Genomic DNA, 20,287 nt, shown 5'->3' with positions numbered 1-20,287 from the left:
ACGCCATGGCCGCCCCCGACACCTATATCAGCCTGGAACGGGATGTGACGGCCTCCAGCCCGGAGGCCGAACCGGTGATTGCCGGCCTGATGGCCTATAACACGGCCCATCTGCCGCCCAGTCACAACCGCTTCATGCTGGTGATCGGTGACCCGGAGACGGGTGCCCCCGCCGCCGGCATGACACTGATCGGCTGGGGCGATACCGCCTATTGCTTCTGGGGTGTCTGGTCCTTGCCCGATGCGGTGGACCATCCGGGGGCTGTGGCCGTGCTATTGGGGCTGGCGGAGCAGGAACTGGCCCGGCGTAACATGGTGCGGATGGAATTCTACATCCGCGCCCATGATGATACCGCTCCCTACCGTGCCTATGGTTTCACGGTGCGCCAGCAGGTGGATGGGCATGTCAATGGCCGGCCCTTCACCGTGATGGAAAAGCCGGTTGTCTACCCGGACAGCCCGCCGAATGCCGAGGGCCTGTCCATTGCCCTGCACGCGCCGCCGTCCCGCCAGTTGGGGCGGGATGCCTGGGCCGTGACCGACCGGCGGCGGCGCGTGATGCTGGCCCAGCCGCTGACCCTGGTGGCAGCCATGGTGCGTGACCAGGCCAGCCATGCCGTGCTGGGCGGGGCACTCTGCTACGCCACCCAGGGCGACTATATGGTCGATATGGTCTGGCTGGATGATCGGCTGCGCGGCACGGGTGTCGGGTTCGACATGCTGGCCCGCGCGCTGGATGAGGGCCGGGCCCTGGGTTGCACGCGGGCGGGGGTGGAAACGATGGATTGCCAGGCCCCCAAATTCTATCCGAAGCACGGTTTCCAGCGCTTCGCCTATGTGGCGAGCCCGGTGCCGGGCATGGGCATGAACTTCTATGAAATGCGGCTTTGAGAGATGAGTGGCGAACTGACCCCGACCCACAGCCCCCAGGGCACCGGTGCTTCCTTCATCGAACAGGTGAAGCAGGCGCAGCCTGCCCTGGCCCCGGTGGCACATCCCTGGCTGGCCTGCTTCCGGGCCGAGGGGATGGAGCGTTTCGCCAAGGCGGGCCTGCCCACCACCCGGAATGAAGCGTGGAAATTCACCAGCCTGCGCGGGCTGGACAAGCTGACCTTGTCGCCCGCCCCGGACGCCAAGTCCGTGCCGGTGGATGCCATCCCCACCGCGCTGGAAGCGCCGGGGCCGCGTTTGGTCTTCATCGGTGGGCAGTTCCGCGCCGACCTGTCACGCACCCAGGGTCTGCCCGATGGCGTGCTGCTGGATGCGCTGTCGGCGCAGATGGCCACGGACCCGCAGGGGCTGGCCGACCGGATGGAGGGGCTGCTGGCCCGCTTCCCCGGTGCCGATCACCCGATGCGGTCGCTGAATGCCGCCTTCCTGGCCGATGGCGCGCTGCTGCATGTGCCGGCGGGCGTGAAGCTGGCACAGCCGGTGGAGCTGGTATTCCTGGCCCCGCCCGGTGTGGCGGCTGCCTGGCATCCGCGTCTGCTGGTGCTGGTGGAGGATGGGGCGGAAGCCACCATCGTGGAACATCATGCCGGCCAGCCGGGGGCGGCCTACCTGTCCAATATCGCCGCCGATGTGGCGGTGGGCACGGGTGCGCGGCTGCACCATTACAAGATCCAGCGCGAAGGCACGGACGCCTTCCACATCGCCACGCTGAACACCCATCTGGCCGATGCCAGCACCTATGACACGTTCGTGCTGAACCTGGGCGCACGTCTGGCCCGGCATGAGGCGCGGCAGGTGCTGGGCGGTGAGAAGATTGAGGCGCGGGTGTCGGGTGCCTATGCCATTGGTGGCGATCAGGTGAGCGACATCACCACCCTGATCGACCATGCCAAGCCCAATTGCACCAGCCGCGAGGTGGTGAAGGGCGTAATCGACGGCAAGGCGCGCGGCGTCTTCCAGGGCAAAATCATCGTCCGCCCCGATGCACAGAAGACCGACGGTTACCAGTTGAACCGCGCCCTGCTGCTCTCTGAAACGTCGGAGATCAACAGCAAGCCGGAGCTGGAAATCTATGCCGATGATGTGAAGTGCAGCCATGGGGCCACGGCGGGGGAGCTGGACGAGGACCAGATGTTCTATCTGCGCGCCCGTGGCGTGCCGCGCGATGTGGCGCGGGTTATGCTGATCGGTGCCTTCCTGGATGAAGCGATGGACGAGATCATCGACGAACAGGTCCGCGCCTATTTCCGTGCCGCCGCAGCGGCCTGGATGGGAACGGAACGCGCCTGATGAACGCCGCCCCCCACCCCGCTTCCCTGGCCGATCTGGCGCTGGAAATCCGCCACCCGGCGGATATGTCGGCGCTGCGCTGGCTGCACGACCGGGTGTCGGCAGCCGAGCGTTCGGCCCTGGGCGTGGGGCGGGAAGATGCGGGCCTGTTCATCAAGGATGAGGCCGGGCACATCGTGGCCGGGCTGGTCTGCTGGCTGCGCGGGCAGGATGCCTATCTGCACATGCTGTGGGTGGATGCCCCCTGGCGTCGCCACGGGCTGGCCGCCACCTTGATGCGCACAGGCGAGGCCCTGGCCGCCAAGCGCGGCTGCAGCCGCGCCCTGGTGAACACCATGCAGTTCCAGGCCCCGGATTTCTATCCCCGCCTGGGCTATGTGCCCATGGGCGTGATGGTGGATTTCACCGGCGGGCATGACCGGCTGTATTTCCGCAAAACCCCGCTGGCCGAGAAGGCCCCGGCACCGGACCTGCCGCCGGGCCTGCGGCTGGAGGTTTCCGCCCCGCCCGCGCATGAGGATGTGCGGCTGGTGGAGGAAGGGCTGGATGCCCATTGGCTGCTGCATATCGACCGGCTTTATACCGAACTGACGGTGATGGCCCGCGATAGCGCGGGCGACCCGCTGGGCGGTGTGATGGGCGTCGTCGACAATGGGTACTTTACCGTGGTGGATTGCTGGGTGGAACCCGCCCAGCGCCGCCAGGGTCTGGGCCGCCGGCTGCTGGCCGCAGCGGAAGCGACGGCGGCGGAGGCCGGCTGTCGTTGGGCCACGGCCTGCCCGATGGCATTCCAGCATCCGGGCTTCTTCCAGGCCCAGGGCTATATGCCCGCGCTGCATATTGAGGATTATCTGTTGGGCCATGGCCGTTACTGGCTGCGCCGGCCCCTGGGGACGACACCATGAGCGATACCGCCACCCTTTCCCCCGCCAGCCTTGGCAATGCGCCCTATGATGTGGAGCGTGTGCGCCAGGATTTCCCGATCCTGACCCGGCTGGTGCATGAACGCAAAGGCCGGCCCGGCAAGCCGCTGGTCTATCTGGATAATGGTGCCTCGGCCCAGAAGCCGCGCCAGGTGATCGACGCCATGTCGCACCTGTTGGAACATGATTACGCCAATGTGCATCGCGGCGTGCATTTCCTCTCCCAGCGCGCCACCGACCTGTATGAGGGCACGCGCGACAAGGTGGCCGCGTTCCTGAACGCGCCCAGCCGGGAGAATATCGTTTTCACCCGCAACGCCACGGAAGCGTTCAACCTGCTGGCCCAAAGCTGGGGCCGGCGGTTCCTGAAGGCGGGCGATGCGGTGCTGATTTCCTGGATGGAACATCACGCCAATATCGTGCCCTGGCAGTTGCTGCGCGACCAGATCGGCATTGAAATCAAGGTGGTGCCGGTGCTGGATGATGGGTCGCTGGACATGAGCGCCTATGCCGCCCTGCTGACCGACAATGTGAAGTTGGTATCCATCACCCATGCCAGCAATGTGCTGGGCACGGTGAACCCGGCCAAGCGCATTGCCCAACTGGCCCATGCCAAGGGCATTCCGGTGGCGTTCGACGGCAGCCAGGCCGCCGTGCATATGCCGGTGGATGTGCAGGCCATCGACGCCGATTTCTATGTCTTCACCGGGCACAAGCTGTACGGCCCCACCGGCATCGGCGTGCTGTATGGCAAGATGGAGCATCTGAACGCCATGCCGCCCTGGCAGGGCGGCGGCGACATGATCTCCACCGTCAGTTTCGCCCACACCACCTACCGCGAAGCCCCCTATCGGTTTGAGGCGGGGACGCCGGCCATTGTGGAAGGTATCGGCCTGGGTGCTGCGATTGATTATGTGACGGCCCTGGGCATGGATGCCATCCACGCCCATGAACAAAGGCTGCTGGCCTATGCCACCGGCCGGCTGTCAGAGATTGAAGGCGTGCGCATCATCGGCACCGCGCCGGACAAAGCCGCCATCATCAGCTTCACCATGGATGGCATCCATCCGCATGATATCGGCACGCTGCTGGACAGCCGGGGCGTGGCGGTGCGGGTGGGCCGGCATTGCGCCGAACCGCTGATGGACCGGTTCGGCGTGGGCGCCACCGCCCGCGCCAGCTTCGCCGCCTATAATACGGAGGCAGAGGTGGATGCGCTGGTGGATGCGGTGTTGGCGACCAAGAGTTTCTTTGGGTAAGGGCTTCCCCCATGTTTGATGAATTGCGTGACCTTTACCAGGAAGTAATCCTGGACCACGGCAAGAACCCGCGGAACTTCGGCAAGCCGGAGACCTATAACCGCACCGCACGCGGCGACAACCCGATGTGCGGCGACAAGATCAATGTCTATCTGACCGTGGACGGGAACGGCATCATCCAGGATCTGCGCTTTGACGGGCGCGGCTGCGCCATCAGTCAGGCCAGTGCCAGTTTGATGACGGAAATCCTGCGCGGCAAGCCGGCGGCGGAAGCCGAAGCCCTGTTCGAGTATTTCCATGATGTCTGCACCAAGGATGATGATGAACAGGGCGTCCATGAGAATCTGGACGAGGATGCGACCGACAAGCTGGCCGTGCTGTCGGGCGTGCGCGAATTCCCCATGCGGGTGAAATGCGCCACGCTGGCCTGGCACACGATGAAGGCCGCCCTGCATGGCGACCCTGTCACTTCCACCGAAAATTCCGCCTTCTGAGGGGGACGAAAAAATGAGCAGCAATCCACGCCCCATCGCCCCTGGCGTTTTCATGGGCAGCCCGGCGGAAGTACCGGAAGATGAGAAGCTTCCCCCCGACGCGCCGCTGGCCGACCGTGTGGTGGAAGCCCTGCGCACGGTCTATGATCCAGAGATCCCGGTGAATATCTATGAACTGGGCCTGATCTATCGCTGTGACGTGGATGGCGAAGGCGATGTTGAGATCGAAATGACCCTCACCGCCCCCGCCTGCCCGGTGGCCGGCGAAATGCCGGGCCAGGTGCAGCAGGTGGTGCAGGCCGTTGACGGTGTGCGCAGCGCGCGGGTCGATCTGATCTGGGAACCCGCCTGGGACCCCAGCCGGATGAGCGACGAAGCGCGCATCGCGTTGAACATGTTTTGATGTGAAGGAGCCCGACCATGGCCCGTCCCCTGCCCAAGGCAATGACCATCACTGACGCCGCCGCCGAGCGGGTGAAGGAACTGATCAGCCGGTCCGACAAGCCGATCATCGGCCTGCGCGTGGGCGTGAAGGCGCGCGGCTGTTCGGGCATGAGCTATTTCGTCGAATATGCCGAGGAAAAGAAGCTGTTCGAGGAGGTGGTGGAGGATAAGGGTGTGACCATCCTGATCGACCCCGCCGCCACCATGTTCCTGATCGGGTCGGAAATGGATTACAGTGACGATAAGTTCCAGTCCGGCTTCACCTTCAAGAACCCGAACGAGAAGGCCCGCTGCGGCTGTGGTGAGAGCTTCATGGTGTGAGTGGGAAGGTAGAGACTTTTACCTTTTTCCGTCATCCCGGCGAAAGCCGGGACCCAGGGGGCAAAGGCCCGACATCTCACCTGTTTTGAAGAACCAGATAATTTCTGGTAGTGCCTGTGGCCCTGGGTCCCGGCTTTCGCCGGGATGACAGAAGGAAAACGAACCTTCATAGGGCACACATGACCCCCACCCTTGCCGACGCCGCCATCGCGGTGCTGACCACGCCGGATGCCGCCGACAAGGTGCGCCTGTCCCGTGCCTTCGCTGCCGACTGGCGCGAGGGGCGGATCAGCGAAATCGGCCAGGGCAGCCCGCCCTCCCGGCCCGCGCGCCCGGCCCATCCGGAACTGCGCCACCCCAAGGATATGCCCAAGCGCGGCAAGGGGCAGAGCATTGCCAACCGCATCGCCCTGCTGCACGCCATCGCCCATATTGAGCTGAACGCCATCGATCTGGCCTGGGACATTGTCGCCCGGTTCCGCACCCTGCCCGATGGCACGGCCCTGCCGCGCGCCTTTTACGATGATTGGGTGCGGGTGGCGGATGAGGAGGCCAAGCATCATGCCCTGGTCGCCGACCGGCTGGCCCATTTCGGCGCGGCTTACGGCGACCTGCCGGCCCATGATGGCTTGTGGCAGGCCAGCGAGGCGACGGCACATGACCTGCCGGCCCGGCTGGCCGTGGTGCCCATGGTGCTGGAGGCGCGCGGCCTGGATGTGACGCCGGCCATTATCGACAGCCTGACCAAGGCCGGCGACCGGAACAGTGTGGCGGTGCTGGAGATTATCCTGGCGGAAGAGGTGGGGCATGTGGCCGCGGGCCGCCGCTGGTTCGAGGTGGCAGCCCGTTGCCTGGGCCAGGATGCCGGCCCTTGGTGGCAACATCTGGTGCGCACTCATTTCAAGGGGGAGTTGAAGCGTCCCTTCAACGGCCTGTCGCGCGAACTGGCGGGCCTGCCATCGGACTGGTACGAACCGCTGGCCTGTGACCCGGCCCACAGCGCATGAACCCTGTTCGGCCCCATGATCTTATGGCAGGGTGAAAGAAAGGCCCAATCATAGGGCCTGTGCGAGACGGCGGTGACAAGAATGACGAAACGGGTGCTGTTCCCCCTGGTGCTGGCCGCCCTGGCCTGGTGCCCGCCCGTGCTGGCAGAGCCAGCGGCAAAGGGCGACAAGAAAGCCGAACAACCCGCCCAGGAAGAGGAAATCATCGTCCGCGGCCGCCGCAATGGGGAGCCCGACTATCAAGAACAATATGAATTCCATCAGAAGGAATTCGAACGGCTTAACAAGATTTACGGCAAGGAAGCCCCGCCCAACCGCCGCCTGGACCGCATGACCGACACGCCCGACCCGGACGCCGGCAAAACCGTTGTGCCCAGTGCGAATAGCGGCACAGTACAGGGCCAGCCCAATGCCCGGCCCTGGTAACGAGCGGCGGAGGTTCAGTTCCGCCGCTTGGACAGGTCGCCCGTCTTCAAATCCCGCAGCAGGGTGGAACTGACCTCCCCGGTCAGCGGGCGGTCATTATCCAGCTCAAACTGGCGGATTGCCTCCACCGTCGTCTTGCCCAGCCGCCCATCCGCCGGACCGGCCCAATAGCCCCGGCGCAACAATTCTTCCTGCACCTGCACCGTTTCCGTCGGCATGGCCGGGCGACGGTCACTATAGACCTTGGGCAGGCCAAAGGACAGGCGCTGCAACAGCGCCTCTGACGGGCAGCCATCCGGCTTCAACCCTGCCAGCTTCTGATAATCACGGATGGCCTGGCGCGTGCCCCGGCCGACGGTGCCATCCGGCTTGCCGGCATCGAATCCGGCAATGGCCAGTTCGGTCTGAATCTGTTTGATCACCGGCGCCGATTGCAGCGGCACCACCCCTTCGGCGGCACAGGCGCGGTGCCATTCCGGCTGGGGGGCGGCCAGGGCGGGGCTAGCCAGCAGGGGGGCGGCGAACAGGGCCATCAGGGCAAGGGACAGGCGGCGCATGGGATTGGGTCCGGCATATTGTGACATCCGATGGCGCCCATGCTGGCCGCCAAGGGTGGCAAGAGAATGGCGAAGAAACGCCCCGCCGTTACAGGCCCGTTACAACAGCAGGCTTGGCGTAAAACCCGATCCGGCTAGGATGGGCGGCATCTGTTCAGCCACCGGCGCCGCTGGCCGCCGTTTCTTGGAGTGAAACCGCCGATGTTGAGCCGCCGCGCCACCCTTGCCGGTCTGTTCGCCCTGTCCGCCACCGCTGCCGCCCTGGATGGGGTGATGGCGCGTCTGGCCTTTGCCGCCGCCCCGGAAGCGGCCACGGACAAGGCGTTCAACGCCTTTCTGGAAAAGGCCTGGCAGGATGAACTGGCGCGCAGCCCGGAAATGCGCACCCGGTTGGGCCTACCCGGCCGCCATGATGCCTGGACCCTGCCCGATGAGGGCTATCAGCAGGAAAGCCTGCGCATCGCCGCCGCCACGCTGAAGGAACTGCGCGGCTTTGACATTAACAGCCTGTCGCCATCGGCCCGGATCAGCCACCGGCTGCTCGAACAGAAGCTGACCACCGGCATTGAATTTTATCGCTGGCGCTTCCACCAGTTCGCCGTCAGCCATCTGGAAGGCGTGCATACCAACATCCCCTCCTTCCTGATCGGCTATCACGCCGTGGAGAAGAAGGAAGATGCCGAGGATTATGTCACCCGCCTGAACGGGGCCGCCACGCTGATCGATATCACCATCGACCAGATGGGCCGGCAGGCGGAAAAGGGCGTGCTGCCGCCTGCCTTCAGCTTCCCCCGCATCCTGACGGCTGCCCGCAGCGTGGTGGAAGGGGCGCCCTTCACCAAGGGGCCGGACAGCCCGCTGCTGGCCGACCTGACGGAGAAGGTGGCCAAGCTGTCCATCCCCGCTGCGGAGAAACAGGCGCTGATCCGTGCCGGGCGCACGGCGCTTGCCGACAAGCTGAAGCCCGCCTATGCCCGCTTCATCGCGGCCGTTGAAAAGTTTCAAAAGCAGCAGACCGCCAATAACGGCGCCTGGGCCCTGCCGGAAGGCGATGAATATTACCGCGCCCAAATCCGTTTCCATACCGGCCTGCTGATGACAGCGGACGACATCCACGCCCTGGGCCTGTCGGAAACCGCCCGCCTGCATGGCGAGCTGCAGCAGGCCATGGCCAAGCTGGGCTTCAAGGGCAGCGTGCAGGATTTCTTCCAGCATCTGCGCACCGACCCTGCCATGCGCTTCCCCGACAGCGAGGCGGGGCGCAAGGAATATCTGGCCACCGCCACCGGCTATATCGAGGGCGTGGCCGCCCGCCTGACGGAGATGTTCGGCACCCTGCCCAAGGCCAAGGTGGTGGTGAAGCCGGTGGAAGCCTATCGGGAAAAGGCCACGCCCAGCGCCTTCTATGAACAATCCTCCCCCGATGGCTCCCGCCCCGGCGTGTTCTATGCCAACCTGTCCGACATGTCGGTGCAGACGCGGCATGATCTGGAGGCTTTGTGCCATCATGAGGCGCTGCCCGGCCACCATATGCAGATCGCCATCGCCCAAGAAACCGACGGCATCCCCACCTTCCGCCGCTTCACCTGGGACACCGCCTATGGCGAAGGCTGGGCCATGTATACCGAGCGCATGACCAAGGATTTCGGCTTCTACAAGGAACCTTTGTCAGAGGCCGGGCGCATTGTCTCGGAACTGTTCCGCGCCGGGCGGCTGGTGGTGGATACCGGCATCCATGCCAAGAAATGGACGCGCGAACAGGCCATTGCCTGGATGGGCGAGAATACCGCCAACCCCATTGCCGACAATGAGAACGAGATTGAACGCTATTTCGTCTGGCCAGGCCAGGCCTTGGGCTACAAGATCGGCATGAACAAGATCCTGGACCTGCGCGAACAGGCCAAGGCCAGCTTGGGCGAGAAGTTCGATATCAGGGGTTTCCACGACACGGTGCTGCAGAACGGCCCCGTCACCCTGCCCATCTTGGAAGAGGTGGTGGCGCAGTGGGTGGACAGCCGCAAGAGCGCCTGAAGGAGATTGCTGTCACGCCGCCGGGCGCTCGCCCGGCGGTTGGGCGATGGCAACGTTGCTGGCCGGGAAGCGGAAGCTGAAGGCCGTGCCTTCGCCCGGCCGGCTTTCCACGGAAACGCTGGCCCCATGCAGTTCCGCCAGCGCCCGCGCGATGGACAGGCCCAGCCCCGTGCCATGCTGATGGTCCTGTACCCGGCCCACCTGTTCAAACGGCCGCCAGATGCGGTGCAGATCATCGGGCTGGATGCCCACCCCGCTGTCGGCCACCACGATGGTCAGGTCGCCATCCGCCTCCAGCCCCACCTTGATGCGGATGGAACCTCCATCAGGGGTGAATTTCACCGCATTGCCGACGATATTCAGCAGCAGCTGGCGCACCGCCCGTTCATCGCCCAGCAGCTGCACCCCCTCCGCCCCGGTCATCTCCAGATCAAAGGCCAGTTCCTTGGCGCGGACCAGCCCCTGGGCGATGCGGCGCACCTGGCGCAATTCATGTTCCAGCGGAATCCAGCACAGGTCCAGCACCAGCCGCCCCGCCTCGATCTTCGACAGGTCCAGCATGTCATTGATCAGGGAGAGCAGATGCCGGGCCGCCATGATGATATCGTCGGCATATTCGGCATGGGGATCATCCGGCCCGGCATCGGCGGCGATCATGCCGGCAAAGCCCAAAATGGCGTTCAGCGGCGTGCGCAGCTCATGGCTCATGGTAGCGATGAAAGCGGATTTGGCGCGCGATGCCTCCTCCGCCGCCAGCCGGGCCGCCTCTGCCGTGGCGGCCTGGGTCTGCGCCGTCACATCCACCAGCGTGGCCTGGATGGCCTTATGCCCATCCCAATCCACAGCACGGGCCAGCACATCGACAAAGATCAAGGCGCCATCCTGACAGCGCAGCATCCGGTTGCGCTGCACCGGCAGCTGATCGCCCGCCAGCAGCCGCTGCCATTCCATCTGCGCGGTTTCCAGCTCGCTGGTCAGGATGATGCTGGAAATACCGGCGCGCCGCAGCGCGCCCAGATCGGCATAGCCGGTCATTTCCAGAAAGGCCGGGTTGGCGAACAGGATATGCCCGCCCTGATGCACCACAATGCCCTGCACCGAGCCTTCCACCATGTCGCGCAGGCGCTGTTCATTGGTGCGCAGGGCGGTCTCAATCTCCCGCGCCTCCGTCACGTCGCGGCCTTCCACCATCAGGCGATGAACGCGCCCGCGTTCATCCAGGATCGGGGTCAGCGCCAGATCGAAGATCAGCGGCGCCATGAAGCCGGGGCCGGTCTGCAAATCCATGCGGATGGTGGCGCCGCGCCGGGCAGAGGCCAGAATGGCGGCGCGCAGCCGTTCCTGTTCCAACGCTGCCCCCTGCCACCAGGGGGTGGACCAGAGGGGACGGCCGATCAGGCTTTGCAGCAGCAGACCACCACTGCGCAGGGCGGCCCGGTTGGCAGACAGCACCAGCCCGTCCGGGTCCAGCAGGATCAGCATCTGCTGGGTCGATTCGAAATAGGCAGCCATCAACCGCCCGTCACCCAGGCCGAACCCGGTCGGGTCAGGAAACCCGCTCGTATCCGCTGCGATCATGCGGCAATCCCTGCGCAAAGCCGAAGACGCCCGCCAGGGGCGACATTCGATGAATTTCGTTTGAAATTTTCCGGACCGGGAACGGAAACCGACAGATTCCCCGGGAAACTGTCAAATGTTGTGCGGCAAAAACAGTCACCCGGCAACATTTTGTTGCCGGGTGACCATCATATCGGATTATGGCCGTCGGAATCAGGGACCGTCAGCCGGCCTGCTGATCCCCATGGCCCTGGATGCGCTGTGCCAGGGCCGCCTGCAGGAACCGGTCCAGATCGCCGTTCAACACGCCGGCGCTGTCGCTGGTTTCCACATTCGTGCGCAGATCCTTCACCATCTGATAGGGCTGCAGAACGTAAGAGCGGATCTGGTGGCCCCAGCCGATATCGGTCTTGGTGGCTTCCAGGGCGCTGGCCGCCTCTTCGCGCTTGCGCAGTTCCATCTCATAGATGCGGGCGCGCAGCATGTCCCACGCCTTGGCGCGGTTCTTGTGCTGGCTGCGTTCCTGCTGGCACGACACCACGATCCCGGTGGGAATGTGGGTGAAGCGCACCGCCGAATCGGTCTTGTTGACGTGCTGGCCGCCGGCCCCGCTGGCGCGGAACGTATCGACCTTCACATCCTTCTCGTTGATCTCGACATTGATCTTGTCGTCGATCACCGGGGTGACGGACACGGAGGAGAAAGAGGTGTGTCGCCGCGCCTGGCTGTCGAACGGGGAAATGCGCACCAGACGGTGAACGCCCGTTTCCGACTTCAGCCAGCCATAGGCATTGTGCCCCTTGATCTGGATGGTGGCGGACTTGATGCCGGCTTCTTCGCCGTTCGTCTCGTCCAGCAAATCCACCTTATAGTCATGCTGTTCAGCCCAGCGCGTATACATACGCAGCAGGATCAGGGCCCAATCCTGGGCCTCCGTGCCACCGGCACCGGCATTGACTTCCAGGAAGGCGTCGTTGGCATCCGCCTCACCGGAAAGCAGGCTTTCCAGCTCCATCTTGGCGGCGCGGTCCTTCAGGCCCAGCAGAGCGGTCTCCGCCTCGGTGATCATATCCTGATCGCCCTCGGCCTCGGCCATCTCCAGCAGTTCCAGATTATCCTTCATGTCGCGTTCCAGCTGCCTGGTGCCGTTCAGGCCCGAATCCAGCTGGTTTTTCTCCCGCAACAGCTTCTGGGCACGCTCAGCATCGTTCCAGAGGTTGGGGTCTTCACAAAGGGCGGTCAGTTCGTCGAGGCGGAAAAGGGATTTCTCCCAGTCAAAGATGCCTCCTCAGCAGGACCAAGGACTGTTCAACAGCCTCGATCACCGCCTGGATCTCGGCACGCATGGGCGGCTCCTGATGATCACAAGGGTGGACCACCCGGGGGCGGCCAACATTTAGGGAGCACTGTATGTAGCGGCGCACGCCCGCCGCGCCAAGCCCTATCACGCCCATGACCGGGCATAGCCGCTGCCCTGAACGCGAAAAGGCCGCAGGGAAAGCCCCTGCGGCCCTTCACATGGCTTAACCCAGCCAAATCAGAAGCGGTAGCCGACGCCGACGCCGATGATCCAGGGGTTGATATCAACATCGGCATTGATCAGGGACGGCAGGCCGGCATTGACCTTCACGTCCGTGTTCAGCCACAGCTTCTTGACGTCCAGGTTCAGCGACCATTTCTTGGTCAGCTCCACATCCACACCGGCCTGCAGGGCATAGCCAAAGCCATTGTCATACTTGGTATCCAGGGCCTGGCCCGGATCTTCGCCATAGAAGAAGGTGTAGTTCAGGCCAGCGCCGACATAGGGGCTGATCTGGCCCTTCGGGTTGAAATGGTACTGCAAGGTCACCGTCGGCGGCAGCAGCCAGACATCGCCCAGATCAACCGAGGCGCCCAGCGGGGTGGCCTTGGCCTTCGGATGGTGATGAGTGGTGCCCAGGATCAGCTCAGCGGCGATATTGTCGGTGAAGAAATAGCTGAAATCCAGTTCCGGCACGACGGACATATCCAGGGAGGCATGGCCGGGAATGGCGGCGTTGCCCAGCTTCAGATCGCTGCTTTCATCCGGCGACACGAAAATCACGCGGCCACGAACGAGCAAATCCCCGGCGGCCTTCTCCGCCATGGCGGGGGTGGCGGCGGACATCAGGAGGGCGGCGCCACCAATGGCGGCAGCCAGGGCAGTCTTTTTCATAACAGAGGCTCCTATATCATGTGCCGGGCGAATATTTCATCTTCCCAGCGGCGCGCTCTCCTTGGCGCGTCCTACAGGAGCTTTTCTATAACTTCATGAACGCTGTTTCTCTGACTTGGATCAATTCGGCGTTTGTTTATGCCGCCGCCTGTTGCGGCCGGGGCAGCCGTGCCTGGGCACCGGCCAGGATGGCATCCATGGCGGCCTGCCCCGTGCCCAGCGGCTGATCGCCACGCAGCAGGGCCAGACAATCGCGCAGGGCCTGCGCGTCTGTGGCCAGTTCCACCACATCCAGCGCATCGGCCAGCCGCAGGGCGATGCCTTGCAGTTCCACCCGATCGGGTGTGGCATCGAAGGCCAGCGCCCGGCGGGCCTGCGCCACCTGTTCCCCGGCGAGCGCCAGCAGCTGGTCGGTGGGGCCATCGCCCAGACGGCCACGCAGGGCGGCCATGGAAGCCGGTGGCGGGGCCACCACGGGGGCCGGCATCTCCACCGGCCCCAACCCGTCCGGCGGCATCACCCCGGCCAGCGCCGTCAACAGCTCCTCCAGCCGGATCGGCTTGGCGATGAAGCCCTGCATCCCGACAATGCGGCTGCGGGCCACGGTTTCCGGCAGCACATTAGCGGTCAGCGCAATCACCGGCACATGCGCCATGGGCCCACCGCCGGCCCGCAGCCGGGCCGTGGTTTCGAACCCGTCCAGCCCCGGCATTCCGATATCCATCAGCACGGCGGAAACGGGCTGCTGGCGCAGCAGCGCCAGCGCCGTTTCCCCATCAGGGGCCTGGATCACCTCCACCCCATGCCGGTTCAGCAATTGCTGGGCGACGAAGCGGTTCACCTCATCATCTTCCACCAGCATCACCTGGGGCCGCCGGGTCCAGCGGGGCAGGCTGCGCGCCGTGGCGCCACCCTGTTGCGGCATCATGGCCAGCGGCATCGGCAGATCGACCGTGAAAACGGTGCCGTGGCCAAGGCTGCTGTCCACGCTGATATTGCCCCCCATCATGCGGATCAGCTTATGGCAGATCGACAGGCCCAGGCCGACGCCGCCATGGCGGCGGCTGTCCCCCGCTTCGGCCTGATAGAAGGGCTCAAACACATGGGCCAGCTTCTCTGGGGCGATGCCGATGCCGGTATCGGCCACGGTGATGCGCAGCGGCACGCCATGCGCCCCGGCCTTGTCGCCCACCGGCAGGGGCTGGCGGGTCACAGCGACATGGATGCCGCCTTCTTCAGTGAATTTCACGGCATTGCCGATCAGGTTCAGCAGAATCTGGCGCAGTCGCGCCGGATCGGTGCTGACATAGCGCGGTACATCGGGCGCGATGGCGATATCCAGCGACAGCCCGTCGGTTGCCGCCCGCCCGGCCATCAGCTCCACCGCATCATAAAGCCGCTGGTGCAGATCGACCGGTTCGCTGGACAATGACAGATGCCCCGCTTCCATCCGGCTGAGATCCAGCAGATCCTCCAGCAGTGACAGCATGGATTGCCCGGCCTTCTCCATCACCGACAGCGCGCGCCGGGTGGCCAGCCGGTCACCCCCGGCCCCGTTCAGAATTTCCAGCCCCCCCATCATGGCATTGATCGGGGTGCGGATTTCATGGCTGACCGTGGCCAGGAACACCGATTTGGACCGGCTGGCCGCTTCGGCCCGCTGGGCCGCCTGATCGCGCTGGCGGGCATAGCGGGCCGAGGCGGAGACCTGCAATTGCAGGCGTCGCTGCAGCCATTCATTGGTCACCCCCATCATCGCCAGACAGCCCAGATTGGCCCCGACGGTGGAGAGCAGCAGGTTCAGCCCATTGCTGGGGCTGGGTGAGAAATAGAAGAGCTGACGGGGACTGAAGACAAGGTCGGTCAGCCGCGCCACCATCACCAGGGCCATGATGACGAAAATGCCGGTCGGCAAAATCCACAGATGCTGACGGGTACGGCGGCCGGAGCGCCAGCTTTCCCAGGCATTGGCGCTGTTGATCCCGCACAGCCAGATGGAGGCCAGGATGGAGCGCAGCACCAGATCGTCCCGCGTCAGCACATCATAAACCAGCACGCCGACCAGCATGAAAAGGGTCCAGAGCGGTGTGGCCCAGCCCGGCGGTCGGCCGGAAAAGCGGCGGATGCCCACCAGCACCAGCACCAGGGCGAACCCCACCAGCAGGTTGCCCAGCATCACCGAGAGCCAGAGCGGGATATAGCCGCGCGCGATGAGGAAGCTGAACCCCAGACAGCCAACGATGCTGGACAAGGTCCAATAGCCCAGGCCGGGGATATTGCGCTGCCGCCACCAATAGACGGCCATGACAATGGTCAGCGACAGGCTGGTGGCGATGAACACCAGCATCAATGTCGGGACATGCAGCTGCTTCAGCAGTTCCATGATGCCGCTGGCCTTCCCCTGAAATCATCCTGCCGATAAAGCGGGTCGCCCGAAGGCGGGCGGGTCCATCTAACCCTAATCGATGCTTCAATCATGTTAACGCATGAATGTCACGGGGACAAAATGATCGGGAGCCTCTCATAAAAGAAGAGGCAAAAGAAAAGGGCCGCCCCTGCGGACGGCCCCTTCCCCACTCACCTGCGACAAGCGCCCGGATCAGACATCCAGCAGGATGCGTTCCGGGTTCTCGATGCATTCCTTGACGCGCACCAGGAAGGTCACGGCCTCGCGGCCATCGATGATGCGGTGATCATAGGACAGCGCCAGATACATCATCGGGCGCACTTCGACCTTGCCATTGACGACAACGGCGCGGTCCATGGTCTTGTGCATCCCCAGAATACCCGACTGCGGGGTGTTCAGGATCGGCGTGGACATCAGGGAGCCATAGACACCACCGTTGGAGATGGTGAAGGTGCCGCCCGACAGGTCTTCCATCGACAGCTTGCCGTCACGGGCCTTCTTGCCCAGTTCGCCAATGGTCTTTTCCACGCCGGCGAAGGACAGCTTGTCGGCATCGCGGACCACCGGAACCACCAGACCCTGCGGCGTGCCGACGGCGACACCGATGTCGTAATAGTTCTTGTAGACCAGATCGGTGCCGTCGATCTCCGCATTGACCGCCGGCAGCTCCTTCAGGGCCACCAGGCAGGCCTTCACGAAGAAGGACATGAAGCCCAGCTTCACGCCGTGCTTCTTCTCGAAAGCGTCCTTCAACTGGTTGCGCATGGCGATCACGTTCGTCATGTCCACCTCGTTGAAGGTGGTCAGCATGGCGGCGGTGTTCTGCGCTTCCTTCAGACGCTCGGCGATGCGCTGGCGCAGGCGGCTCATGCGCACGCGCTCTTCCAGGTCGGCCTTGCTGCGCGGACCGGACGGGGCGGCAGCCTTGGGGGCCGGGGCTGGAGCCGGGGCAGCCTTCGGGGTTTCCAGATGCTGGATCACGTCGCCCTTGGTGACACGGCCATCCTTGCCGGTGCCGGCGAGCGTGGTCGGGTCGACGCCGTTATCCTCGGCCACCTTGCGGGCGGCCGGCATCACGCCGGCGGCGGCGGCGGCCGCAACCGGGGCCGGAGTGGCGACCGGGGCCGGCGCCGGAGCAGCGGCGGCAGCCGGCTTCGGCGCGGCGGCGGCACCGCCCTCGCTGATGGTGCCCAGCAGGGCGCCAACGGCAACGTTGGCACCTTCGCCGGCCACGATCTCCGTCAGGGTACCGGCGGCGGCGGCGTTGACTTCCAGGGTAACCTTGTCGGTTTCCAGTTCAACCAGCGCCTCATCCACCTGAACCGTGTCGCCGACCTTCTTCAGCCAGCGGGCAACGGTTGCTTCCGTCACCGATTCGCCGAGGGTCGGCACCTTGATTTCCGTCGCCATGACTGCGGACCTTTGTCGTTTGCCGTGAAAATACGTTGGATAGGTTGATTGGGATCGATCAGACCGACAGCGCGTCGTTCAGAAGCTTCGCCTGCTCCTGGTTATGACGGCGCAGCAGACCGGTGGCCGGGGCCGCCGATGCCGCACGCCCGGCATATTTCGGACGACCGGCCTTGTGCCCGATGGCCGTCAGCACCTTTTCGATGCGGCGATCGGCGAAGTTCCAGGCACCCTGGTTCTCCGATTCTTCCTGGCACCAGACCACATCGGCGTTCGGATACTTGGCCAGTTCCACCGCCAGCGCCTCATGCGGGAAGGGATAGAGCTGTTCCAGGCGGACGATGGCCACATCTTTGATGCCGCGCGCCTCGCGTTCCTGGAACAGGTCGTAATAGACCTTGCCGGAGCAGAGCACGACGCGGCGCACCTGCGCGCCCGCCACCAGATCCGGGGCGGCATCGCCCAGCACGCGGTGGAAGGTGCTGTCGCCGGTGAAATCGGCCAGCGGGGAGACGCACAGCTTGTGACGCAGCAGCGACTTCGGCGACATCACGATCAGCGGCTTGCGGAAATCGCGGCGCAGCTGACGGCGCAGGGCGTGGAAATAATTGGCCGGAGTCGTGATGTTGCAGACCTGCCAGTTATCTTCCGCCGAGTTCTGCAGGAAGCGTTCCAGGCGGGCGGAGCTGTGTTCCGGACCCTGGCCTTCCATGCCGTGCGGCAGCAGCATGACCAGACCGGACATGCGCAGCCACTTCGATTCGGCCGAGCTGATGAACTGGTCGATGATGACCTGCGCGCCGTTCACGAAGTCACCGAACTGGGCTTCCCAGATGGTCAGCGCGTGCGGTTCGGCCAGGGAGAAACCATATTCAAAGCCCAGCACGGCGGCTTCGGACAGCGGGCTGTCATGCACCTCAAACGTCGCCTGCTGGCCGGGACGGATATGGTTCAGCGCGACATACTTCTCCTCATTGACCTGATCGGTCAGCACGCAATGGCGCTGGGAGAAGGTGCCACGGCCCACATCCTGGCCCGACAGGCGAACCGGGTTGCCTTCCACGGCCAGCGTGCCAAAGGCCAGGGCTTCACCGGTGGCCCAGTCAATGCCTTCACCGGTTTCAATCGCCTGCTGCTTGGCCTTCAGCTGGCGGGCAACCTTGGTGTTGGTGTTGAAGCCGTCCGGCGTGCGGGAAATGGCCAGCCCCACTTCCTTCAGCACATCCACCGGCACCGCGGTGGTGCCACGATTATACTGGGCGCCAGCGGCGCTCAGGCCCGACCACTTGCCTTCCAGCCAGTCGGCCTTGTTGGGCTTGAAGGAGGTGCTGGCCTGGAATTCCTGGTCCATATGGCCCATGAATTCATTGACCATGCCGTCGGATTCTTCCTGGCTGACCACACCCTCGGCCACCAGCTGCTTGGCATAGAGCTGGCGCGTCGTCTCCTGCTTGGCGATGGTCTTGTACATCAGCGGCTGGGTGAATGCCGGCTCGTCGCCTTCATTATGGCCCTGGCGGCGATAGCAGACCACGTCGACCACGACATCCTTCAGGAACTTCTGACGGAATTCGATGGCGATACGGCTGACATGGATGACGGCTTCCGGATCGTCACCATTGACATGGAAGATCGGCGCCTGGATCGACTTGGCCACTTCCGTCGGGTACGGGCCGGAACGGCTGTACTGCGGGGCGGTGGTGAAGCCGATCTGGTTGTTGATGATGAAGTGGATGATACCGCCGGTGCGGTAGCCCTTCAGTTCGGACAGCAACAGCGTCTCGGGCACCAGACCCTGGCCGGCAAAGGCGGCATCGCCATGCAGCAGCACGCCCAGAACCTGGTTGCGGCTTTCGTCCGACGGCGGCACCTGGCCGGAAATCTGGCACTGCTTGGCGCGCACGCGGCCGCAGACAACCGGGTTCACCACTTCCAGGTGGGACGGGTTGGGCGACAGCGACAGGTGGATGGTGTTGCCATCAAAGTCACGGTCGCTGGAGGTACCCATATGGTACTTCACGTCACCGGAACCCTGCACATCTTCCGGGTTGGCCGGGTTGCCCTGGAATTCGCTGAACACGGCCTTGAAGGGCTTGCCCAGCACGTTGGTCAGCACGTTCAGGCGACCGCGATGGGCCATGCCCAGCACAATCTCCTTCAGGCCCAGCTGGCCGCCGCGCTTCATCACCTGTTCGATGGCGGGCACCAGCACCTCGCCGCCTTCCAGGCCGAAACGCTTGGTGCCGGTATATTTCAGCTGCAGGAACTTCTCGAACCCTTCCGCTGCCGTCAGGCGCTGCAGAATGGCCTTCTTGCCCAGGGTCGTGAAATCCGTCTGATTGCGGATGCCTTCGATGCGTTCCTGAATCCAGGCCTTCTGCTCCGGATCCTGGATATGCATGAACTCCACGCCGATATGACCGCAATAGGTGCGCTGCAGCGCATCCACGATCTGGCGCAGCGTCGCCGTTTCCATCCCCAGCACATTATTGATGAAGATGGGGCGGTCCAGGTCGGCATCGGTGAAGCCGTAATGGCGGTAATCCAGCTCCGCGTGCTGGGCGCGCTTGTCCATGCCCAACGGGTCCAGCTTGGCCAGCAGATGGCCACGGACGCGGTAATTGCGGATCAGCATCAGGGCGCGGATGCTGTCCAGCTGGGCCTGACGGACCTGCGCCGGGCTGATGCCGGCAACCGGGGCCGGGGCAGCAGCGGCAGCCTTGTCCCCCTTCGCATCCCCCTTGCCCGGCTTGGCAACGGGCGCATCCGGATCGGCGGCGCCGATGACCTTGGCGGTATTCTTCGCCCAGGAGGCACCATTCAGCTCTGCCAGGATGGCCTGGCCTTCATCGCCCAGCTCGGCGAAGAAGCGCTGCCAGCTGGCATCGACGCTGTTAGGGTCCTGCTGATACCGGGCGTACAGTTCCGCGATGAAGGTGCCGTTGGCGCCAAAAAGGAAGGAATAGCGCTCGCTCGGGGCTTGATCGTAGGGGGCCATTGGGAGTTCCGGTCGATGC

The 20,287-nt window shown here is 64.4% G+C and carries 17 protein-coding genes; 10 read left to right on the top strand and 7 right to left on the bottom strand.

The genetic code is table 11. The features are described 5' to 3' along the window. Window positions 1–5 precede the first annotated feature (5 nt). The 9 genes from CHB97_RS00755 (at window position 6) to CHB97_RS00715 (ending at window position 7,114) form a co-directional block, all read left to right on the top strand. Window positions 6–890: a GNAT family N-acetyltransferase gene (locus CHB97_RS00755; protein WP_089286029.1), complete on the top strand. Its 885-nt coding sequence runs from the start codon at window positions 6–8 to the stop codon at window positions 888–890. Between the two features lie 3 nt (window positions 891–893). Continuing rightward, window positions 894–2,240: a Fe-S cluster assembly protein SufD gene (gene sufD / locus CHB97_RS00750; protein ID WP_089286028.1), complete on the top strand. Its 1,347-nt coding sequence runs from the start codon at window positions 894–896 to the stop codon at window positions 2,238–2,240. Then, complete coding sequence (locus tag CHB97_RS00745) at window positions 2,240–3,145, top strand: GNAT family N-acetyltransferase (RefSeq protein ID WP_089286027.1); 906 nt, start codon at window positions 2,240–2,242, stop codon at window positions 3,143–3,145. Before sufD ends, CHB97_RS00745 begins: the two co-directional genes overlap by 1 nt. After that, window positions 3,142–4,422, top strand: a complete 1,281-nt coding sequence (locus CHB97_RS00740; RefSeq protein ID WP_089286026.1) for a cysteine desulfurase — start codon at window positions 3,142–3,144, stop codon at window positions 4,420–4,422. The genes CHB97_RS00745 and CHB97_RS00740 overlap by 4 nt, the downstream gene beginning before the upstream one ends. An 11-nt stretch (window positions 4,423–4,433) precedes the next feature. Then, a complete protein-coding gene (gene sufU / locus CHB97_RS00735) occupies window positions 4,434–4,916 on the top strand; it encodes a Fe-S cluster assembly sulfur transfer protein SufU (RefSeq protein WP_089286025.1) in 483 nt (160 codons plus the stop codon). Window positions 4,917–4,968: 52 nt separating this feature from the next. Then, a complete protein-coding gene (locus CHB97_RS00730; protein WP_244559393.1) occupies window positions 4,969–5,319 on the top strand; it encodes an SUF system Fe-S cluster assembly protein in 351 nt (116 codons plus the stop codon). A gap of 17 nt (window positions 5,320–5,336) precedes the next feature. Beyond that, a complete protein-coding gene (locus CHB97_RS00725) occupies window positions 5,337–5,681 on the top strand; it encodes an iron-sulfur cluster assembly accessory protein (RefSeq protein WP_089286023.1) in 345 nt (114 codons plus the stop codon). A 179-nt stretch (window positions 5,682–5,860) separates the two neighbouring features. After that, on the top strand, window positions 5,861–6,688 hold the full coding sequence (locus CHB97_RS00720) for a ferritin-like domain-containing protein (protein ID WP_089286022.1): 828 nt from the start codon (window positions 5,861–5,863) through the stop codon (window positions 6,686–6,688). Window positions 6,689–6,769: 81 nt separating this feature from the next. After that, window positions 6,770–7,114, top strand: a complete 345-nt coding sequence (locus CHB97_RS00715; RefSeq protein WP_089286021.1) for a hypothetical protein — start codon at window positions 6,770–6,772, stop codon at window positions 7,112–7,114. Window positions 7,115–7,128: 14 nt separating this feature from the next. Here CHB97_RS00715 and CHB97_RS00710 read toward each other — a convergent pair whose 3' ends face one another. Continuing rightward, window positions 7,129–7,671 (bottom strand): peptidoglycan-binding protein, encoded by a 543-nt coding sequence (locus CHB97_RS00710; RefSeq protein ID WP_160105442.1) that lies wholly within the window; start codon window positions 7,669–7,671, stop codon window positions 7,129–7,131. 201 nt (window positions 7,672–7,872) lie between these two features. Here CHB97_RS00710 and CHB97_RS00705 point away from each other — a divergent pair, with 201 nt between their 5' ends. Continuing rightward, window positions 7,873–9,702, top strand: coding sequence for a DUF885 family protein (locus CHB97_RS00705; protein ID WP_089286019.1), 1,830 nt, complete (start codon window positions 7,873–7,875; stop codon window positions 9,700–9,702). Window positions 9,703–9,714: 12 nt separating this feature from the next. Here CHB97_RS00705 and CHB97_RS00700 read toward each other — a convergent pair whose 3' ends face one another. The 6 genes from CHB97_RS00700 to CHB97_RS00670 all read right to left on the bottom strand — a co-directional run bounded on the left by CHB97_RS00700 (window position 9,715) and on the right by CHB97_RS00670 (window position 20,268). Then, entirely contained in the window at window positions 9,715–11,280 is a 1,566-nt protein-coding gene (locus CHB97_RS00700; protein WP_089286018.1) for a PAS domain-containing sensor histidine kinase, read from the bottom strand. Between the two features lie 202 nt (window positions 11,281–11,482). Beyond that, window positions 11,483–12,605 (bottom strand): peptide chain release factor 2 gene (gene prfB, locus CHB97_RS00695; RefSeq protein ID WP_143270659.1). Its coding sequence is split into 2 segments (ribosomal slippage): window positions 11,483–12,535 and window positions 12,537–12,605, totalling 1,122 coding nucleotides; the frame shifts between segments, so codons are not numbered across the junction. A gap of 191 nt (window positions 12,606–12,796) precedes the next feature. Further along, a complete protein-coding gene (locus CHB97_RS00685; RefSeq protein WP_089286016.1) occupies window positions 12,797–13,453 on the bottom strand; it encodes an OmpW family protein in 657 nt (218 codons plus the stop codon). 136 nt (window positions 13,454–13,589) lie between these two features. Then, window positions 13,590–15,836, bottom strand: coding sequence for an ATP-binding protein (locus tag CHB97_RS00680; RefSeq protein WP_089286015.1), 2,247 nt, complete (start codon window positions 15,834–15,836; stop codon window positions 13,590–13,592). Between the two features lie 216 nt (window positions 15,837–16,052). Next, the gene (gene odhB / locus CHB97_RS00675; RefSeq protein WP_089286014.1) at window positions 16,053–17,270 is read right to left on the bottom strand and encodes a 2-oxoglutarate dehydrogenase complex dihydrolipoyllysine-residue succinyltransferase; all 1,218 of its coding nucleotides are present in this window, start codon (window positions 17,268–17,270) and stop codon (window positions 16,053–16,055) included. A 58-nt stretch (window positions 17,271–17,328) separates the two neighbouring features. Then, the gene (locus CHB97_RS00670; protein WP_089286013.1) at window positions 17,329–20,268 is read right to left on the bottom strand and encodes a 2-oxoglutarate dehydrogenase E1 component; all 2,940 of its coding nucleotides are present in this window, start codon (window positions 20,266–20,268) and stop codon (window positions 17,329–17,331) included. Between the last annotated feature and the right edge of the window lie 19 nt (window positions 20,269–20,287).

Origin of the sequence: Azospirillum sp. RU38E (genome assembly GCF_900188385.1) — a bacterium.
Lineage (GTDB): Bacteria > Pseudomonadota > Alphaproteobacteria > Azospirillales > Azospirillaceae > Niveispirillum.
This window is presented reverse-complemented; position numbering and strand designations above follow the sequence as displayed.

What these genes read in the sequence shown, in the direction of transcription:
- CHB97_RS00755 (WP_089286029.1), top strand. Translation starts at nt 6, where the DNA reads ATGGCCGCCCCCGACACCTATATCAGCCTGGAACGGGATGTGACGGCC.
- sufD (WP_089286028.1), top strand. Translation starts at nt 894, where the DNA reads ATGAGTGGCGAACTGACCCCGACCCACAGCCCCCAGGGCACCGGTGCT.
- CHB97_RS00745 (WP_089286027.1), top strand. Translation starts at nt 2,240, where the DNA reads ATGAACGCCGCCCCCCACCCCGCTTCCCTGGCCGATCTGGCGCTGGAA.
- CHB97_RS00740 (WP_089286026.1), top strand. Translation starts at nt 3,142, where the DNA reads ATGAGCGATACCGCCACCCTTTCCCCCGCCAGCCTTGGCAATGCGCCC.
- sufU (WP_089286025.1), top strand. Translation starts at nt 4,434, where the DNA reads ATGTTTGATGAATTGCGTGACCTTTACCAGGAAGTAATCCTGGACCAC.
- CHB97_RS00730 (WP_244559393.1), top strand. Translation starts at nt 4,969, where the DNA reads ATGGGCAGCCCGGCGGAAGTACCGGAAGATGAGAAGCTTCCCCCCGAC.
- CHB97_RS00725 (WP_089286023.1), top strand. Translation starts at nt 5,337, where the DNA reads ATGGCCCGTCCCCTGCCCAAGGCAATGACCATCACTGACGCCGCCGCC.
- CHB97_RS00720 (WP_089286022.1), top strand. Translation starts at nt 5,861, where the DNA reads ATGACCCCCACCCTTGCCGACGCCGCCATCGCGGTGCTGACCACGCCG.
- CHB97_RS00715 (WP_089286021.1), top strand. Translation starts at nt 6,770, where the DNA reads ATGACGAAACGGGTGCTGTTCCCCCTGGTGCTGGCCGCCCTGGCCTGG.
- CHB97_RS00710 (WP_160105442.1), bottom strand. Translation starts at nt 7,671, where the DNA reads ATGCGCCGCCTGTCCCTTGCCCTGATGGCCCTGTTCGCCGCCCCCCTG.
- CHB97_RS00705 (WP_089286019.1), top strand. Translation starts at nt 7,873, where the DNA reads ATGTTGAGCCGCCGCGCCACCCTTGCCGGTCTGTTCGCCCTGTCCGCC.
- CHB97_RS00700 (WP_089286018.1), bottom strand. Translation starts at nt 11,280, where the DNA reads ATGATCGCAGCGGATACGAGCGGGTTTCCTGACCCGACCGGGTTCGGC.
- CHB97_RS00685 (WP_089286016.1), bottom strand. Translation starts at nt 13,453, where the DNA reads ATGAAAAAGACTGCCCTGGCTGCCGCCATTGGTGGCGCCGCCCTCCTG.
- CHB97_RS00680 (WP_089286015.1), bottom strand. Translation starts at nt 15,836, where the DNA reads ATGGAACTGCTGAAGCAGCTGCATGTCCCGACATTGATGCTGGTGTTC.
- odhB (WP_089286014.1), bottom strand. Translation starts at nt 17,270, where the DNA reads ATGGCGACGGAAATCAAGGTGCCGACCCTCGGCGAATCGGTGACGGAA.
- CHB97_RS00670 (WP_089286013.1), bottom strand. Translation starts at nt 20,268, where the DNA reads ATGGCCCCCTACGATCAAGCCCCGAGCGAGCGCTATTCCTTCCTTTTT.